We start from the raw sequence: 16631 nt of genomic DNA on the forward strand, positions 1-16631 counted from the left end.
TACTGCTTTATCCCTACGCCCATTTATCCATGAAACCTTTATCCGCATAGCTCATTCGGTTCAGATAATTTGGAGTAACCCGAATGGCACGTATCGTCCGCTTCCACCAGCATGGCGGTCCCGAGGTTCTGCGCATCGAGGAGGTCGACCTCTCACCACCGGGTCCGGGCGAAGTTCAAATCCGCGTCAAGGCACTCGGCATCAATCGCGCAGAGGCGCTGCTGCGCGCCGGCACCTATATCGAGACCGCTGCCCTGCCCTCAGGGCTTGGCCTTGAAGCGGCAGGGGTTGTCGAAACAGTGGGCGAAGGCGTGGAGAATTTTGTCCCGGGCGACGCTGTCAGCGCCATCCCTCCACAATCGATGGTGCGCTGGCCGGCTTATGGCGAATTGGTCACCTATCCCGCCGCGCAGCTCGTCAAGCACCCACCGTCGCTTGACTGGAAAGGGGCGGCGGCGGTCTGGATGCAATATCTCACCGCCTATGGCGCGCTGATCGACATTGCCAAACTTGGCAGTGGGGATGCCGTCGTTATCACAGCGGCGTCGAGCAGCGTCGGGCTTGCGGCCATCCAGATCGCCAACAAGGTTGGCGCAACGGCGATCGCGGTGACGCGGACATCGACGAAGAAACAGGCCTTGCTCGACGCCGGAGCGGCTGAAGTCGTGATCCTGGCCGAGGAGAATCTCACCGCACGGCTGAACACAATCGTGGGACCAAAAGGCGTACGGGTCGTGCTGGATGCCGTCGGCGGCCCGATCTTCGGTCCGCTGACGGCAGCGATGACAAAGGGAGGCATTCTGATCGAATACGGCGGCCTCAGCAGGGAGCCGACGCCGTTTCCCCTGGCTGCGGTGCTGGGCAAGACGCTGACGCTGCGTGGCTACCTCGTCCACGAGATCACCGGCGACCCGGCGAAATTGGAGGCAGCAAAGGCGTTCATCCTCGAAGGCCTGGAGGCAGCGACGCTGAGGCCGATCATCGACAGGACCTTTGCCTTCGACCAGATCGTCGAGGCGCATCGCTATCTCGAATCGAACGACCAGTTCGGCAAGATCGTAGTGACGATCTGAGATCGTGGTGACGATCTGAGATCGTGGTGACGGTCTGAGCAACGGCAAACAAATCACCCGTGCCGGCACTATCGCCCTTGAAGGCGCGGCTCCGCATTCCTAACTGAACGGTGCGGGCCGGGCCCCTCTGACTGTCGCCAATGGCGACCGTGATGTCGGACCGCTTTAACGGGCCCGTTTCCACCCTTTTAGGTCAAGCGGGCTCAATCCTTTCGGTTTGGAGCCCCGTATGACGTCTTCCCTCCTTGGCCTGGTTTGCCCCTCCTGCCGCGTCGCGCTCGTGATGAGCGAACGCCAGGGTATCGAAATCGACTACTGTCCGCAGTGCCGCGGCGTCTGGCTTGATCGAGGCGAACTCGACAAGATCATCGAGCGTTCCGGCAGGGAGGCGTCGCCCGCGCCGCAGCCAGCAGCCTTTTCCCCACCGCAGCAAGGCCATGGCCGCGATGACGATTATTCGCGCTCGCAGGGTCACCGTTATCCCAAGCGGAAGAAGTCATTCTTCGAGGAATTGTTCGATTGACCGGATGTCGCTCCGGTGCCCGGGCCGACGTTTGCTGAAAATTTCTAAAACCACATCGATAAAGGTTCATTTCCGATGATGTCTCGCACCAGCCGATTTGCAACCCTGTTCGCCGGACTGTTCCTCGCATTCTCCATGGTCGCGATCGATCATGCCGAGGCGCGGCGCGGCGGCAGTTTCGGCAGTCGTGGCACGCGCACGTTCCAGTCGGCGCCGCCGACCAGGACCGCTCCGGCGCCGACCGCTCCGGTGGAGCGTTCAATGACGCCCAACACCGGTGTGAACTCTGCCGCCCGGCAGCCGCAGGCCGGCCCGCAGAGGCCGGGCTTCATGAGCGGCTTCGGCGGAACGATGATGCGAGGCCTGCTGATCGGCGGCCTGATCGGGCTGCTCTTGGGACAAGGCTTCGGCGGTCTGGCCGGCATGTTCGGCTTCCTGCTTCAGGCCCTGCTCATCGGTGGCGCGATCATGCTGGCCATCAGGTTCTTCCGGTCGCAATCCGCGCGCGGCCCCGCGCCGGCACTCGCGGGTGCCGGCAATGCCCAGGTGTCGCGCAATGCCCAGGTGTCGCGATTTGAGAACCGCGCAACGGAGCAGCAGACGGCAGGGTCGTTCACAATTCCCGGCTTTGGTGGCGGGTCGGGCGGGAACTCGCCGGCCGCTGTCTCCGAGGATATCACACTGGCTCAGAGCGACCTCGATGCGTTCCAGCAGTTGCTGACCGACGTCCAGGAAGCATTCGGGCGCGAAGACCATGCCGCCCTGCGCCGGGCGACGACACCCGAAATGGTGTCCTATCTCTCGGAAGAACTGGCCGACAATGCCCAGAAAGGTCTCAGGAACGAGGTCTCTGACATCACTCTGCTGCAGGCCGACATCGCCGAAAGCTGGCGCGAGGATGACCGCGACTACGCCACGGCCGCGCTGCGCTACGAGTCTCGCGACGTGATGCGCGAACGGGCCAGCGGCAAGGTCGTCGAGGGCGACGAGGGCCATCCGACCGAAACGACCGAGCTGTGGACATTCACGCGTCAGAATGGCTCGAGCTGGAAGCTCTCGGCCATACAGCAGGCCTGAGCACGGCCAGGTCATCCAAGGGTCGCTGCGAGCCCCTCAGCGCACGATCCTGACGCACATGGGCGTGCCGATCTCTATGGCGCGTCCAGTGTCGGTCAGCATGCCGCTCGCCGCGTCACGCGCGAAGATCGAGATGCGGTCGGCATTCTGGTTGGCGGAGAACAGATGGCTGCCGGACGGCGTCAGCGCCAGGTTGCGTGGCGTGGCACCCCCGCAAGGGGCATAGCCGACGAGGCTCAGCGCGCCGGTCTGCTGGTCGACAGCCATGATGACGACGCTGTCGTGACCACGGTTGGAGCCATAGACAAAACGGCCATCCGGCGAGATCTGGATATCAGCGCAGTGATTGCTGTCGCGCGCCTCGGCCGGGACCGCCGGTTTGGCATCGATGATGGAGAGCTTGCCGGATGCCTCGTCCAGCGCCATCGACACGACGGTCGAATCCAGCTCGTTCATGACGAAGACGAAGCGTCCGTTCGGATGCAGTGCGAGATGACGAGGCCCCGCGCCCGGCGTCAGGGCGGACTCGGTGAGCTTCGTCAGGTTTCCATCCTGCCCGATGCGGTAGGATACCAGTCGGTCGATGCCGAGATCGGCGACGACGGCCGTTCCGCCGGCAATGGTTTCGGTGACGCTGTGGGCGTGCGAGCGTTCCTGCCGCACCGCGTTCGGGCCGCTGCCCCTGTGCGAGACACTGGCCAACGGCGCCGACAGCGCGCCGTCCTTCTCAAAGCCGTAGACCGCCACCGCACGATCCGGACCGCCCTCCCCCATGCCATAATTGGCGACCAGCAGTTTGGTCCCATCGCGGGTGATGGTGTTGTGAGCGGTGATGCTGCCCAGCGATGGCTGCTTGTTCAGATAGGTGAGCGTGCCCGAGCCACGATCGAAGCGGTAGGCGGAGACGGTGCCCTCGCGCCAGACGAAAACTTCCGAATTGGCGTAGATGCGCGAACCATCCGGCGTCACCGACAGGAAGGTCGGATTGTCGACGTCGTTGGTCTCCGCCAGTTTTCGTATTTCCAGCGTTGCTTCGTCGAAGCTGTAGACGCCGAGCCCGACGCCCCGCGCGCCCTGAAAATAGGGCGCCTCGCGGTTCAGGCTGCCAACGAAGACCAGACAATCCTTGCTCATGATTTCCTCCCTGCCCGCCAGCGCCTGGGCTTGCGGGGCCGGCCAAAATTTCGCCTGTCCTCGCTTGCAACGCAACCCCATATGTGAAAATACTATTTACAAAAGAAGATTGACGGGAGGAGACGTCGTGCAATCAAGCGCCTTTGGCGGTATTCAAGCGGTTGCCTGGAGCCTTCTGCGAGACCGCCGGAGCCAGCCATGACCGACTTCGCCCCCACCGTCGGGGTCGCCTCGACGCACCCGAAGAACATGCCCGAGGAGCACGCCGCCCTGCCGGTGTGGAATGCCGAGAACTGGTTCTACGAAGACTGGCCGGTCGGGCAGAAAATCCGCTCCTTGCGGCGCACGATGGCCGAGGGCGACAGCCATCTGTTCAACACGCTGGTGCTCGACATCCACCCTTACGTGCAAGACCAGATGTTTGCCGAGAGCGAAGGCATTTTCGGCAAGCGGCTGATCGCCGGCGCTTTCGTCTTTTCAGCGGGCCTCGGGCTGGTCGCCACCAACTGCGTCAACGCCTTTTCATACGGCTATGACAAGCTCCGCTTCATAAAGCCTGTCTTCATTGGCGACACGATCTATTCGATCCGCTCCAACCTCGACAAGAAGCCCCGGTACAAGGAGATGGGGCTGATCCGCGCCAGCTACGAAGTGTTCAAGGGCGAAGGCGAGCTCGTTCTGTATTGCGAGCATCTGCAGACGGTGAAGTATCGCAACCCAGCCGATTTCGTCGGCAAGACGGAGAAGTGAAGATGCCGGCAGCAGCCGAATTGCCGCTCGCCGGTCTCGTCGTCGTCGACATGAGCCAGTTCCTGTCCGGGCCCTATTGCTCGCTTCGGCTGCTCGATCTCGGCGCCCGCGTCATCAAGATCGAACGCCCGGACGGTGGCGACCTGTCGCGCCGGCTCTATCTCAGCGACACCGAGATCGGTGGCGATTCCACCATCTTCCACGCCATCAACCGGGCCAAGGAAAGCTTTGCCATCGACCTCAAGAACGAGGCCGATCTCAAAGCGTTGCGCGGGATTCTGGCCAAGGCCGACGTGCTGATCCAGAATTTCCGGCCAGGCGTCATCGAGCGACTCGGCTTCGACTACGAGGCCGTCCGCAAGATCAACCCAAGGCTCGTCTATGCCTCGATCAGCGGCTATGGCGAAGAGGGTCCATGGGTTAAGCGGCCCGGCCAGGATCTGCTGGCGCAGTCGCGCTCCGGCGTGATGTGGTTGAATGGCGACGAGGACCAGGGACCGGTGCCGTTCGGTCTTGCGATCGGCGACATGCTGGCAGGTGCTGCCTGCGCGCAAGGCATTCTGGCGGCCTTGGTGCGGCGCGGCATCACCGGCCAGGGCAGCCATATCGAAACCAGCCTGCTGGAGGCGCTGGTCGACTTCCAGTTCGAGGTGCTGACGACGCATCTCAATGACGGCCGCCGCTTGCCCAAGCGCTCCAAATTCCGCAGCGCGCATGCCTATCTGTCAGCGCCCTACGGCGTCTACCCGGCCAAGGATGGCTACCTCGCCATCGCCATGACGCCGATCCCGAAACTCGCCGATCTGCTGTCGCTCAGTGAGTTGGCGCCTTATCGCGACAAACCGGCCTCGTGGTTCACCGCGCGCGACGACATCAAGGCGATTATCGCCCAACGGATCGCCACCAGGACCATCGACGAATGGCTTGCCATTCTCGAGCCAGCCGACATCTGGTGCGCCAAGGTGCTGACCTGGCCGGAGATGCTGGCAAGCGAGGGTTTTCAGTCGCTAGACATGCTGCAGACGGTGACGCGCGAGGACGATGTCTCGATCCTCACCACAAGTTCACCGCTCAGGGTCGACGGCATCAGGGCCAAGGTCGATCGGGCGGCACCGCGCATCGGCGAGCACAGTGCCGCAATCCGCACGGAGTTCGGCCTGTGACCACGCTCAAAGGCATGACCTGGAGCCATCCGCGCGGCTACGATCCGATGGTCGCCTGCTCGTCGCTCTGGCAGCAGAAAACCGGCGTCGCCATCGCATGGGACAAGCGTTCGCTGCAGGATTTCGAATCCTTCCCGGTCGAGGAGTTGGCGCGCGCCTATGACCTGATTGTTATCGACCATCCGCATGTCGGCCAGATCACGGCGGAAAGCTGCCTCGCGCCGCTGGATGTCGCCGGCCGCGAAGCGGAGCGCACCGCGCTCGCTTCGGGCAGCGTCGGCCAATCCTATCCGAGCTATAGCTGGCAAGGGCAGCAATGGGCCTTCCCGATCGATGCCGCCAGCCAGGTCCAGGCCTGGCGGCCGGATGCGCTCGATGCGCCACCGGCCCGCTGGAGCGAGGTGCTCGATCTCGCCCGGCACGGCCGCGTGCTTTTGCCGTGGCGGCCACCGCATGTGCTGATGGTTTTCTACACGCTGGCCGGCAATCTCGGACACGCTTGCGCCACCGATCCTTCCGGTGATCTCATCGATATCGAGGCGGGCAGCCAAGTCTTCGAAGCGATGCGCGAGATCGCCGCGCTGGTCGAGCCGGCCTGTTTCGAGATGGATCCGATCGCTGTTTCGGAACGGATGGCGGAGGCCGGTTCCCGGATCGTCTGCGCGCCGCTGATCTATGGCTACGTCTCCTATGCGATATCAGGGTTTCGCGCGCACCGGTTGGCCTTCACCGACATTCCGGCCGTCGGCTCCAACGGCCCAATCGGCTCCGCGCTTGGCGGCACCGGCATAGCGGTGTCGGCCCTTTCCAAAGCAAGAGATGCCGCGATCGATTTTGCCTACTGGGTCGCCAGCGGCGATGTCCAGCGCGGCCCGTATGCCGCCGCCGGCGGACAGCCCGGCCACGCAGCAGCCTGGGAAGACCAGAGCGTCAACGCCGCGACCGGCAATTTCTATCGCGACACGCGCGCCACGCTGGAAGGCGCATGGGTGCGGCCGCGCCATGACGGCTACATGGCGTTCCAGCAGGCGGCGTCCGACCGCATCCTTTCGGGCATGACCTCCGGGCACAAAGCCGCCCAGGTCGTTGCCGATCTCAATCGCCTGTTCCGGGAGAGTGCCCCTGCGCAGGTGTCCGGCGTTGCCGGCGGAGGAGCCTGAACGAAACCGAACGGAGGAGAGACAATGAAAAACATGATGCGCGGCCTGATGGCCGCAACCGCGTTTGTATCCATCACGACAATTGCCCATGCCCAGGATGTGCAAGGCGTCATCGGCGGGCTGCCGACCGAACTCAAGGCACAGTATGACGGTGCGCCGCAGAAGGTGCTGCCTTCGGCATGGGACAATTTCACGCCGCCGCCGAAGCCGTGGAAATGGTGCCACTCGGAATCCTACCAGGGCAATCCCTGGCGCGTAACGGTCACCAAGGAGTTGAAGCGTCTGGTCGACGGGCTGATAGCCGACGGCACGGTGTCCAGCTTCGAAGTGTCTGACTCCAACAACGACGCCAGCCAGCAGATCAACCAGATCCGCGCCTTCATCGACAAGAAGTGCTCGATCATCACCTCGATCCCGGGCTCGGCGACGGCGCTCGACGATGCGATCGACGCCGCCGCCAAGGCCGGCATTCCGTTCATCACCGCGGCCGGCTCGGTGACCAGCCCGAACGCGATCAATGTCGATTCCAACTATGCGCGCTGGGGCTATGACATGATGACGGCGATCGGCAAGGCGCAGCCGGACGGCGCCAGCATCCTGCTCGTCGAAGGCATTGCCGGCCACCCGATCGTGGTGCAGGAACGCCAGGGTGCCGACAAGGCGTTGGCCGAGAATCCCAAGCTGAAGATTTCGCGCAACGTCAACGGCAACTGGACGGCCAATGTCACCAAGACCGTCGTGCTGCAGGCGATCGCCACCAACCCAGCGCCGATCGATGCGGTGTGGACGACCGGCAGCGAAAGCCGCGTCGTCGCCGAGGCCTTCGCCGAAGCCGGCCGGCCGGCGCCGCTGATCACCGGCTCGATCACTGGCGACGCGCTCGGCTATTGGAAGGCCAATCCCGACAAGTACCATTTCGAAGGCCATGCGGTGTTGCCGCACTGGACCGCCGAGACGCTGTTTCGCGTCGGCGAGCGCATGCTCGACGGCCAGAAGCCGAAGCTGAACACGCTGCTGATTCCGATCCCTCCGGTGCACAGCGCCGATCTCGGCCAATGGTACAAGGACTGCATGACGACGGATGCCGTCTCGATCTTCCCGATCCCGCCCAAGGATCCAATGCCGGAGGAATGGCTTGACGCCTATTTCTCGAATCCGGCACCGACCAAGGGCTGGGATTATGCGAAAGTTCCAGACGCCTGCGCGAAGTGACGCCATCGACAGACCCAGCAAGCCGGCTTCCTTTGGGGAGCCGGCTTGCCAGCTTCGAAACACGGCATGCTTGAAATCAAAGACATATCCAAACGCTATGGCGAGACGGTCGCGCTGGCTGACGCTTCTATCGCGTTCCGGGCGGGGACCATCCATACCATCCTGGGCGAAAACGGCTCGGGCAAGAGTACCATGGTCAAGCTGTTGTCCGGTATCGTCCAGCCGGACAGCGGCGCGATCCTGCTGCAAGGAAGGCCGTTTTCGGGCGCAAACCCGTCGGCCTTCCAGGCGCAAGGTTTTGCTACTGTGTTCCAGGAGGTGCTGATCGCACCGGATCGCAACGTGACGGACAATATACTGCTCGGCCTCGATGGGCTGCTCCGGCGTGCCGTGCCACGCAACGAGCGCCGCGACAGGGCGGCAGCCGCGCTCAAACGCTTCGCCGTGACTGACGTTCCTCTCGACATGCCTGCCGGGCTGCTGCCACTGGCGGCGCAGCAATTGGTGGTGCTCGCCCGAGCGATCGTGCGCAATCCCAGGATTCTGATCCTCGACGAGGTCACCGCGGCGCTCGATTTCGCCGACCGCGAATCCGTCTTTTCGCTGATGCGCGCACTGGCCGGTGAAGGCTGCCTTATCCTGTTCATCACGCACCGCATGGACGAGGTGATGTCGTTGTCGGATCGCATCTCGATCCTGCGTGGCGGCAGCGTGGTGCGCACCGAGGAGCGCGGCGCCTCGACACCAGCGGAACTTCTCAAGGCCATGGCGCCACGCACTGCGGCGGAGCTGACGCATGGTTGACCACACGGCTCCTGGTCTCGCCGTCCGCGACCTCGTCATCGCGCCGGGCGCCAGCGCAATAATGCAAACCATCGCTCCCGGCGAAATCGTCGGCCTTGCCGGCCTCGACGGCCATGGCCAGGAGCTGTTCCTGAAAATGCTCGCCGGCCTGGTGGCGCCACTTGGTGGCTCGATCGAGCTCGGCGTCTCCGGCGCGTCTCGCAAGATCACCGGGTTCCGCAAGGCCGTCGCCAGCGGCATCGCCTACCTGCCGCGCGACAGGCGCGCGAACGGTATTTTTCCCACGCAATCGGTGCTCGACAATTTCGCCGTCTCGACCTTGTCACGCGATACGCGGCTTGGCCTGATCAGTCCAACGGCGCGCAAGGCGCGCTACGACATCTACCGCGAAAAACTGTCGATCGTGGCACCCCGGCCGGATGCACAGATCACCACTTTGTCGGGCGGCAACCAGCAGAAGGTGCTTTTGGCGCGGGCACTGGCGCTGGAGCCCGCCATCCTGCTGCTCAACGACCCGACGCGCGGCGTCGACGTGGCGACGCGGCATGTGCTCTACGACGTCTTTCGCGGGCTGGCGGCCGACGGCATGGGCCTGGTCATCCTGTCCAGCGAGATCGAGGAGATTCTTCTCCTATGCCAGCGCGTGCTGGTGTTCAGGGAAAACCAGGTCGCGGCGGAAATCTCCGGCGAGGCGCTGACTACCGATAGCGTGATCTCCGCCATGTTCGGACGGGCGGCATGAGCCCTATCACGCGCCTCCTGTCGCTTGGGCGAAGCGTCGGTTTCGCTGTCCTACTGCTGGTCGTCCTGCTGGCGGTCAATCTCGCCCTCAGCCCGGGGCGGTTCCAGCCGGGATCATGGGGCGCGCTGGTCGGATTGGCCGCGCCCTTGATCGGCGCGGCCATCGCCTCGACACCGGTGATCCTCGCGGGGCGCGGCGGCATCGATATCTCGGTCGGGCCGCTGATGGGTTTCGTCAACGCGATGGTGATCCAGTTGCTGTTCCTCAAGGCCGGTATCTCCTCGCCCCTGCTGCTCGTCCCGGCGGCCCTGCTCGTCGGCGCGCTGGTCGGCGCGGCGAACGGTTTTCTGGCGACGATCGTGCGCATCCAGCCGATCGTCGCCACGCTTGGCACCTATCTGATCCTCACCGGCGTGACGCTGACGATCCTGCCGGCGCCGATCGGCCCGGCGCCGGCATGGCTCAAGTCCTTGGCTGGTTCCTGGTCGATGCTGCCGCTGCTGTTAATGTTCCTTGCCTGGTGGCTGGTGCGGCGCATCCCCTACTACGACCAGTTGATGGCGGTCGGCAGCGACGATCGCGCCGCCTACACCGCCGGTGTCGATGTCACGCGCGTGCGCTTCATCGCCTATGTCATGACCGGCATCCTCGGCGGCTGCGCCGGGCTGATGCTGACGGCGCTGATCGGCTCCGCCGACCCCAATATCGGGCCGACTTATACGCTGATCGCGATTGCCGCCGTCGCGCTCGGCGGCGTCAGCCTGGCCGGCGGTCGTGGCGGCGTTGCGGGGGCCGCCATCGGCGCCATCGACATCTTCCTGCTGCAGAGCGTGCTGACGACGTTCAACGTCTCGACCTTCGTGCTGCAGATCGCCTATGGCGCCATACTGGTGCTGGCGGTGATGCTGACCGCGCTGCAGGAACGTCTTGCCACGAGGGGACGCTGACATGACTGGGCGAAACCTGTTTGCGACAACCAATGCCCGTGTCGTCGGCGCTTTCTGCGTCGCCGCCCTTCTGCACCTTGCCGGCACAGTTCTCATTCCCGGCTATTCAGCGCCGTTCGCGATACGCGCCATGCTGGTGCTTGCCTCGCTGCTGGCGGTCGCCTCGATCGGGCAGACATTGGTCGTCATCATGGGCGGCATCGACCTGTCCATCCCCTTCGTCATCGGCTTCGCCAATGTCGTGGCCGCGCAGCTCTACGGCGATGGCTGGAATTTTGTCCTGGTCTGCGGCCTCGTCGGCGTACTGGCGATTCTGATCGGCGGCTTGAACGGCCTGATCGCGCGCAGCCTCGACATCCAGCCGCTCATCGTCACGCTCGGCATCGGCATGGTCGTGCAAGGGCTGGTGCTGTTGTGGACGGCAGGCTTCCCGTCAGGCTCGGCACCGCAAGCGGTTTCCAGCTTCGTGTCGATCGGCGGATCGGCCGGGCCACTGCCGGTGCCGTGGCTGGTGCCGAGCCTCGTCGTGCTGGCAGCGCTCGTCGTGCTTGTGCTGGAGCGGACGCCTTATGGCCGCCGGCTCTATGCGCTGGGCAGCAATCCGGGGGCGGCACCCCTGGCGCTGATCGACCCGGTTCGCATGTGGGTGATCACCTATGCGGCGAGTGCCTTCTTCGCGGCCGTCGCGGGCGTGCTGCTGCTCGGCTTCACCGGCTCGGCCTATGGCGATGTCGGCCAACCCTATTTGTTCCAAACCATCGCGGCCGTGGTCGTCGGCGGCGCCGCACTTGTCGGCGGCCGCGGCAGCTATCTCGGCACCATCGCGGGCGTGCTGGTGCTGACCGAGATCAATACGCTGCTGATCGGGCTTGGCTTCCAGCCCTCGGCGGTGCAAGCAGCTTTGGGTTTCATCATCGTGCTGCTGGTCTCGCTCTACGGCCGCGAGCGGCACGTCTCGACGACGATCTGACGGCGGCTACTTCAACCGCCACAGCTTGCTAGCATTGCCAGACAACAACCTGTCGCGCTCCGCGACGCTGCAGCCGGAAAGCAGCGCATGGGTCGCCGCCACCCAGGTCGAGAGACCGCCGCCGAGCGTGCAGACCGGCCAGTCGCTGCCCCAGACGACACGGTCCCAGCCGAACACAGCGATGGTGTGTTCGACATAGGGCCGCAGCGTCTCGACCGTCCAGTTGCCAGGATCGGCATAGGCGACGACGCCGGAGATCTTGGCCATGACATTCGGGCGTCGGGCGATCTCGCTCATGTGCTCGCGCCATGGGTGCTCGCCATTGCCCTTGATGTCGGGGACACCGCAATGGTCGAGGACGAACTGGACATCGGGCGCCAGGTCGGCCAGCACGATCGCCTTGGGAATCTGGTGCGGCAGCACGACGAGGTCGAAGGTCAGGCCGGTGCCGCCAAGCCGCTTGATGTTGCCGCGGAACAGGTCGCTTTCCGACAGATCATCGGGCACGACGTGGAGCACGCGGCGGAAACCCTTGACGAAAGGATTTGCCCGCTGGCTTTCGAGATAGTCGGCAAAGTCAGCCTCTTCCGGCCGGCACGATGCGATCACTCCCGCCAGCATGCTGCCCGCCTGCCGCGACAGGCCCTGGACGCGGGCGGTCTCTGCCTCGATGTCGGCCGGATCGACATCGACCTCCATATGCAGCACGCGCTGGATACCGACACGCTGCGCTTCAGTGGCATATTCCTCATAGGAAAAATCACGGTTGAGCGCCGGCACGCCGGCGAGCCAGGGATAGCGTAAGGCCGAGCGATCGATGAGATGCAGATGGGTGTCGATGATCATGGCGAGGCTCCTCCCTCCAGCGTTTTCAAATCATCTCACGGAGGAATTCTCCATTCAAATAAGAATTTATGTCGATGAACCGACAGTCGAGCCCGCGAGGTGCGACAGCTTCTCGCACGTTGCCAGCAAGAGCTCGATGGTCCGGGTGATGTCGGGCGCGGCAGGCGTGTTGATGACGGTGATGTAGGGGATCGACAGCGCGGCGATCGCCTTGCCGTCGGAACTGCGCACCGGTGCCGACAGATTGAAGACGCCAGCGGTCTGCATCGAGGCCATCATCTCGTAGCCACGGTCGCGGATCTGGTCGAGCCGAGTGAAGAACTCGGCCGATTGCGGCGTCTTGTCTGTGCTGCGGACGTATTCGGAAATCATCATCTGCCGCTCTTCCTGCGAGCGGAAGGCGAGCAGCACATGGCCCGAACCGGTGTCGAACAGACTGATGTGGGAGCCGACCCGGATCGAGATGCCCCAGTAGTCCGGAGCCTCCTGCTGGGCGATGACGACGGCGGAACCGCGATCAAAAACAACGAGTTGATTGGCCTGCTGCGAGGTCTCGGCCAGTTCGCGCATCAGCGGCGTGGCGTAGGAAACCAGCCGCCGCACCGGAGCGTGCAGTTGCGCCAGGCCGAACAGTTTGAGCGTCAGCGAGTAGCGGTCGCCGTCCAGCCGGGTGACGTAGCCGCGCCGCACCAGCCGGTCCAGCATGCGGTAGAATTCGTTGGGGCTGCGGTCGAGTTTCTTGGCGATTTCCGCCTGCGTCAGGCCGCCATCGACGCCGGCCAGGAGTTCCAAGATGTCGAGCCCCTTGTCGAGCGCCGGCGCGCGATAGCGCTCGTCTTCGCTGTCATCCATGGGCATTTCTCCAGTGAATTCCGCCTTTCATATACGCAGGAACGTGGCCGGCGAAAACAAATTTCGCCTTGACGTACGTATGAATGTTTTGTTTGTATATGAATGTAGCATTTCTTGTCACGCGGACAAGTTGCGGTCGCGCCACGGCGCACCCAGGGAGGAAACCAATGAACAGACTGCTTTCCGGCGTCTCCGCCGGCGCATTGGTGCTTGCATTTGGTGCAGGCACGGCCCTTGCCGGTGACCTGCCCGGCAAGTTCGAAGGCGTGACCGTCGACGTGAAGCTGATCGGCGGCCAACAATATGAAAAGCTCTACGAGCGCATTCCCGAATGGGAGAAGGCGACCGGCGCCAAGGTCAACATCCTGACCAAGAAGAACGGCTTCGACATCGACAAGGAGCTCAAGTCCGACATCGCCTCGGGCAGCACCAACTGGTGCGTCGGCTGGAACCATTCGTCCTTCGCGCCACAGTACACGGACCTCTACACCGACCTCAGCAAATTGCTGCCCAAGGCGGAGATCGACGCCTTCGTGCCGTCAACGATCAAGGCCGCGACCATCGATGGCAAGCTGGAAATGCTGCCGCGCGCCCAGTTCGATGTCTCTGCCCTCTACTACCAGAAGAGCCTCTACGAGAACGCCGACAACAAGGCCAAGTTCAAGGCGAAATACGGCTATGACCTGGTGCCGCCGGACACATGGAAGGAAGTCACCGACCAGGCCGAGTTCTTCGCCAACCCGCCCAATTTCTACGGCACGCAGTTCGCCGGCAAGGAAGAAGCGATCAACGGACGGTTCTACGAGATGGTGGTCGCCGAAGGCGGCGAATATCTCGACAAGGACGGCAAGCCGGTCTTCAACTCCGAGGCCGGCATCCGGGCGCTCGACTGGTTCGTCAATCTCTACAAGGCCAAGGCGGTGCCGGCCGGAACCACCAACTATCTCTGGGACGATCTCGGCCAGGGCTTTGCCTCGGGCACCGTTGCCATCAACCTGGACTGGCCGGGCTGGGCCGGCTTCTTCAACGATCCGAAATCGTCGAAGGTCGCCGGCAATGTCGGCGTGAAGGTCGCGCCGAAGGGGTCTTCGGGCAAGCGCACCGGCTGGTCGGGCTTCCACGGTTTCTCGGTGACAGAGAACTGCCCGAACAAGGAAGCCGCGGCCTCGCTGGTGTGGTGGCTGACCAATGAGGACAGCCAGAAGCTGGAAGCCGCCGCGGGCCCGCTGCCGACCCGCACAGCGGTCTGGGACTGGGACCTGAAGCAGGCCGAAAACGATCCCTACAAGAAGGAGGTCCTCTCCGCTTTCCAGGAAGAAGCCAAGCACGCCTTCGCCGTGCCGCAGACGCCTGAATGGATCGAGATCTCGAATGCCGTCTATCCCGAACTGCAGGCGGCGATCCTTGGCGACAAGACCTCCAAGCAGGCGCTGGACGAAGCGGCCGCCAAGGCGACGCAGATCCTCCAGGACGCCGGCAAGCTTTAGAACCTCTCCCAAGGCTGCCTCCCCCATCGTGATGGGGGAGGCGATCGCGTCTTGTCGGAGGCTCCGCAATGGAAATCGCCTTTCGGCGTCCCGCCCACGCAATGCAAAACCCCAAAGGATTCTGATGAAGGGCTTCAAGCCATCGGCGCCGTTCCTGCTGCTGCTTCCGGCCTTCATCGTGCTGGCGGCGGTCGTCGTCGTGCCGCTGCTCTTGTCGCTCTATTCCAGCTTCACACCCTTCCGCCTGACCAAGCCCGAGACATTCTATGTCTTCATCGGTCTCCGGAATTATCTCTCGATCCTGGGCAACACCGATTTCTGGTGGGCATTCGGGCGCACGGTGCTGCTGCTGACCATCGCGCTCAATCTCGAAATGCTGCTTGGCCTCGGTCTCGCCATGCTGGTCGAGAAGGCGACGCGCGGCCAGCGCATCCTGCGCACGCTGATGATGTTTCCGATGATGTTCTCGCCGATCCTCGTCGGCTTCCAGTTCAAGTTCATGTTCAACGACAATATCGGCCTGGTGAACAACGCGCTGCAGTCGCTAGGGCTCACGCAGGACGCTATTCCATGGCTGATCGAGGGCCACCTCGCCTTCATCGCCATTTCGATCGCCGAGATCTGGTCGTCGACGGCGATCTTCGCCATCCTGATCCTCGCCGGCCTGCTCGCCATGCCCAAGGAGCCGATCGAGGCGGCGCGCGTCGACGGCTGCACGCCGTGGCAGACATTCCGCTATGTAACCTGGCCGTTCGTCATGCCCTTCGCCTACATCGCCATGACCATCCGTTCGCTCGACGTGGCGCGCGCCTATGACATCGTCAAGATCATGACCGACGGCGGACCGGCCGGCCGCACCGAGCTGCTCTGGACGCTGGTGGCGCGCACCGCCTACAGCGACGGGCGCATGGGCATGGCCAATGCCATGGCCTATTTCTCGATCCTGCTCTCGATCGCCTTCACCGTCTACTTCTTCAACAAGCTCGCCGCGGCGCGCACGCAGATCGGTGCGGAGTGGTGATGGACGAGAATTCTTCCGCCCGCCTGAAGCGCCGGCTGCTGGGCGTCGTCCATCGCATCGGCCTGTTCCTGGCGATGCTGACCATCTGCCTGCCGGGCCTGTGGATCGTCATCTCGTCGTTGCGGCCGACGGTCGAGATCATGGCCAAGCCGCCGGTGTGGATTCCGCAGGAGATTTCTCTCGACGCCTATGTCGCGATGTTCTCGGGCATCGGCAAGGGCGGCATCCCCGTCATCGAATATTTCCGCAACTCGCTGATCATCTCGGTGACCTCGACTGTCATCGCGGTCGCTATAGGCATGGCCGGCGGCTATGCCTTCGCGCGCTATCGTTTTCGCGGAAAGTCCAGCGTCTTCCTTGGCCTCATGCTGACGCGCACGGTGCCCGGCATCGCGCTGTCGCTGCCTCTGTTCTTCCTCTATGTGCGGCTCGGCATCATCGACACGCATTTCGGGCTGATCCTTGCCTATGTCGCGCTCAACGTGCCGTTCACGATCTGGCTGATCGACGGCTTCTTCCGCCAGGTGCCCAAGGATTTGGCGGAAGCGGCACAGATCGATGGCTGCACGCGCTGGCAGGCCTTCTGGCAGGTCGAGTTTCCGCTTGCAGGACCGGGCATTGCTTCGGCCGCGATCTTTGCCTTCCTGACCTGCTGGAACGAGTTTGCTTTGGCCTCGCAGCTGACCCGTTCGGTCAGCGCCAAGACGCTGCCGGTCGGTCTGCTCGACTACACGGCCGAGTTCACCATCGACTGGCGCGGCATGTGCGCGCTCGCGGTGGTGATGATCATCCCGGCGCTTACCCTCACCTACATCGTCCAGAAACACCTTGTCGGCGGCCTGACCTCCGGCGCGGTGAAAGGCTGATCCC

The 16631-nt window shown here is 63.6% G+C and carries 17 protein-coding genes; 14 read left to right on the forward strand and 3 right to left on the reverse strand.

Annotated features, from left to right (window positions below; genetic code table 11):
* The first annotated feature begins 83 nt into the window (after positions 1 to 83).
* The 3 genes from EB231_RS27710 to EB231_RS27720 all read left to right on the forward strand — a co-directional run bounded on the left by EB231_RS27710 (position 84) and on the right by EB231_RS27720 (position 2673).
* Positions 84 to 1073 (forward strand): zinc-dependent alcohol dehydrogenase family protein, encoded by a 990-nt coding sequence (locus tag EB231_RS27710; RefSeq protein WP_172351612.1) that lies wholly within the window; start codon positions 84 to 86, stop codon positions 1071 to 1073.
* Positions 1074 to 1302: 229 nt separating this feature from the next.
* Positions 1303 to 1596: a TFIIB-type zinc ribbon-containing protein gene (locus EB231_RS27715; RefSeq protein WP_172351613.1), complete on the forward strand. Its 294-nt coding sequence runs from the start codon at positions 1303 to 1305 to the stop codon at positions 1594 to 1596.
* Positions 1597 to 1671: 75 nt separating this feature from the next.
* Positions 1672 to 2673 carry a Tim44 domain-containing protein gene (locus tag EB231_RS27720; protein WP_172351614.1) on the forward strand — a complete coding sequence of 334 codons (1002 nt, stop codon included), beginning with the start codon at positions 1672 to 1674 and terminating at the stop codon, positions 2671 to 2673.
* Positions 2674 to 2709: 36 nt separating this feature from the next.
* On the opposite strand, the gene EB231_RS27725 is transcribed toward EB231_RS27720, so the two are convergent.
* Complete coding sequence (locus EB231_RS27725; RefSeq protein ID WP_172351615.1) at positions 2710 to 3807, reverse strand: lactonase family protein; 1098 nt, start codon at positions 3805 to 3807, stop codon at positions 2710 to 2712.
* A 198-nt stretch (positions 3808 to 4005) separates the two neighbouring features.
* Between EB231_RS27725 and EB231_RS27730 the strand changes: the two genes are divergently transcribed.
* The 8 genes from EB231_RS27730 (at position 4006) to EB231_RS27765 (ending at position 11555) form a co-directional block, all read left to right on the forward strand.
* Positions 4006 to 4557, forward strand: a complete 552-nt coding sequence (locus EB231_RS27730) for a MaoC family dehydratase (protein ID WP_172351616.1) — start codon at positions 4006 to 4008, stop codon at positions 4555 to 4557.
* Between the two features lie 2 nt (positions 4558 to 4559).
* Positions 4560 to 5720, forward strand: a complete 1161-nt coding sequence (locus EB231_RS27735; RefSeq protein ID WP_172351617.1) for a CaiB/BaiF CoA transferase family protein — start codon at positions 4560 to 4562, stop codon at positions 5718 to 5720.
* Positions 5721 to 5734: 14 nt separating this feature from the next.
* Entirely contained in the window at positions 5735 to 6880 is a 1146-nt protein-coding gene (locus EB231_RS27740; protein WP_172353039.1) for an extracellular solute-binding protein, read from the forward strand.
* A 24-nt stretch (positions 6881 to 6904) separates the two neighbouring features.
* Complete coding sequence (locus EB231_RS27745; protein ID WP_172351618.1) at positions 6905 to 8092, forward strand: ABC transporter substrate-binding protein; 1188 nt, start codon at positions 6905 to 6907, stop codon at positions 8090 to 8092.
* 66 nt (positions 8093 to 8158) lie between these two features.
* A complete protein-coding gene (locus tag EB231_RS27750; protein ID WP_172351619.1) occupies positions 8159 to 8896 on the forward strand; it encodes an ATP-binding cassette domain-containing protein in 738 nt (245 codons plus the stop codon).
* On the forward strand, positions 8889 to 9638 hold the full coding sequence (locus EB231_RS27755; RefSeq protein WP_172351620.1) for an ATP-binding cassette domain-containing protein: 750 nt from the start codon (positions 8889 to 8891) through the stop codon (positions 9636 to 9638). The genes EB231_RS27750 and EB231_RS27755 overlap by 8 nt, the downstream gene beginning before the upstream one ends.
* Positions 9635 to 10585, forward strand: a complete 951-nt coding sequence (locus EB231_RS27760) for an ABC transporter permease (protein WP_172351621.1) — start codon at positions 9635 to 9637, stop codon at positions 10583 to 10585. Before EB231_RS27755 ends, EB231_RS27760 begins: the two co-directional genes overlap by 4 nt.
* 1 nt (position 10586) lies before the next feature.
* Positions 10587 to 11555, forward strand: a complete 969-nt coding sequence (locus EB231_RS27765) for an ABC transporter permease (protein WP_172351622.1) — start codon at positions 10587 to 10589, stop codon at positions 11553 to 11555.
* Positions 11556 to 11561: 6 nt separating this feature from the next.
* On the opposite strand, the gene EB231_RS27770 is transcribed toward EB231_RS27765, so the two are convergent.
* Together EB231_RS27770 and EB231_RS27775 are read right to left on the reverse strand one after the other, a co-directional pair.
* Complete coding sequence (locus EB231_RS27770; RefSeq protein WP_172351623.1) at positions 11562 to 12401, reverse strand: amidohydrolase family protein; 840 nt, start codon at positions 12399 to 12401, stop codon at positions 11562 to 11564.
* A 66-nt stretch (positions 12402 to 12467) separates the two neighbouring features.
* Positions 12468 to 13253 (reverse strand): IclR family transcriptional regulator, encoded by a 786-nt coding sequence (locus tag EB231_RS27775; RefSeq protein ID WP_172351624.1) that lies wholly within the window; start codon positions 13251 to 13253, stop codon positions 12468 to 12470.
* A gap of 167 nt (positions 13254 to 13420) precedes the next feature.
* On the opposite strand from EB231_RS27775, the gene EB231_RS27780 reads away from it, so the two are divergent.
* The 3 genes from EB231_RS27780 (at position 13421) to EB231_RS27790 (ending at position 16627) form a co-directional block, all read left to right on the forward strand.
* Positions 13421 to 14740, forward strand: coding sequence for an ABC transporter substrate-binding protein (locus tag EB231_RS27780; RefSeq protein ID WP_172351625.1), 1320 nt, complete (start codon positions 13421 to 13423; stop codon positions 14738 to 14740).
* Between the two features lie 124 nt (positions 14741 to 14864).
* Positions 14865 to 15761 carry a carbohydrate ABC transporter permease gene (locus EB231_RS27785; RefSeq protein WP_172351626.1) on the forward strand — a complete coding sequence of 299 codons (897 nt, stop codon included), beginning with the start codon at positions 14865 to 14867 and terminating at the stop codon, positions 15759 to 15761.
* Entirely contained in the window at positions 15761 to 16627 is an 867-nt protein-coding gene (locus EB231_RS27790; protein ID WP_172351627.1) for a carbohydrate ABC transporter permease, read from the forward strand. The genes EB231_RS27785 and EB231_RS27790 overlap by 1 nt, the downstream gene beginning before the upstream one ends.
* Positions 16628 to 16631: the final 4 nt, after the last annotated feature.

The organism is Mesorhizobium sp. NZP2298, from assembly GCF_013170825.1.
Taxonomy (GTDB): domain Bacteria; phylum Pseudomonadota; class Alphaproteobacteria; order Rhizobiales; family Rhizobiaceae; genus Mesorhizobium.

What these genes read in the sequence shown, in the direction of transcription:
- EB231_RS27735 (WP_172351617.1), top strand. Translation starts at nt 4,560, where the DNA reads ATGCCGGCAGCAGCCGAATTGCCGCTCGCCGGTCTCGTCGTCGTCGAC.
- EB231_RS27790 (WP_172351627.1), top strand. Translation starts at nt 15,761, where the DNA reads ATGGACGAGAATTCTTCCGCCCGCCTGAAGCGCCGGCTGCTGGGCGTC.
- EB231_RS27760 (WP_172351621.1), top strand. Translation starts at nt 9,635, where the DNA reads ATGAGCCCTATCACGCGCCTCCTGTCGCTTGGGCGAAGCGTCGGTTTC.
- EB231_RS27745 (WP_172351618.1), top strand. Translation starts at nt 6,905, where the DNA reads ATGAAAAACATGATGCGCGGCCTGATGGCCGCAACCGCGTTTGTATCC.
- EB231_RS27770 (WP_172351623.1), bottom strand. Translation starts at nt 12,401, where the DNA reads ATGATCATCGACACCCATCTGCATCTCATCGATCGCTCGGCCTTACGC.
- EB231_RS27710 (WP_172351612.1), top strand. Translation starts at nt 84, where the DNA reads ATGGCACGTATCGTCCGCTTCCACCAGCATGGCGGTCCCGAGGTTCTG.
- EB231_RS27765 (WP_172351622.1), top strand. Translation starts at nt 10,587, where the DNA reads ATGACTGGGCGAAACCTGTTTGCGACAACCAATGCCCGTGTCGTCGGC.
- EB231_RS27785 (WP_172351626.1), top strand. Translation starts at nt 14,865, where the DNA reads ATGAAGGGCTTCAAGCCATCGGCGCCGTTCCTGCTGCTGCTTCCGGCC.
- EB231_RS27775 (WP_172351624.1), bottom strand. Translation starts at nt 13,253, where the DNA reads ATGGATGACAGCGAAGACGAGCGCTATCGCGCGCCGGCGCTCGACAAG.
- EB231_RS27755 (WP_172351620.1), top strand. Translation starts at nt 8,889, where the DNA reads ATGGTTGACCACACGGCTCCTGGTCTCGCCGTCCGCGACCTCGTCATC.
- EB231_RS27780 (WP_172351625.1), top strand. Translation starts at nt 13,421, where the DNA reads ATGAACAGACTGCTTTCCGGCGTCTCCGCCGGCGCATTGGTGCTTGCA.
- EB231_RS27725 (WP_172351615.1), bottom strand. Translation starts at nt 3,807, where the DNA reads ATGAGCAAGGATTGTCTGGTCTTCGTTGGCAGCCTGAACCGCGAGGCG.
- EB231_RS27720 (WP_172351614.1), top strand. Translation starts at nt 1,672, where the DNA reads ATGATGTCTCGCACCAGCCGATTTGCAACCCTGTTCGCCGGACTGTTC.
- EB231_RS27730 (WP_172351616.1), top strand. Translation starts at nt 4,006, where the DNA reads ATGACCGACTTCGCCCCCACCGTCGGGGTCGCCTCGACGCACCCGAAG.
- EB231_RS27750 (WP_172351619.1), top strand. Translation starts at nt 8,159, where the DNA reads ATGCTTGAAATCAAAGACATATCCAAACGCTATGGCGAGACGGTCGCG.
- EB231_RS27740 (WP_172353039.1), top strand. Translation starts at nt 5,735, where the DNA reads ATGACCTGGAGCCATCCGCGCGGCTACGATCCGATGGTCGCCTGCTCG.
- EB231_RS27715 (WP_172351613.1), top strand. Translation starts at nt 1,303, where the DNA reads ATGACGTCTTCCCTCCTTGGCCTGGTTTGCCCCTCCTGCCGCGTCGCG.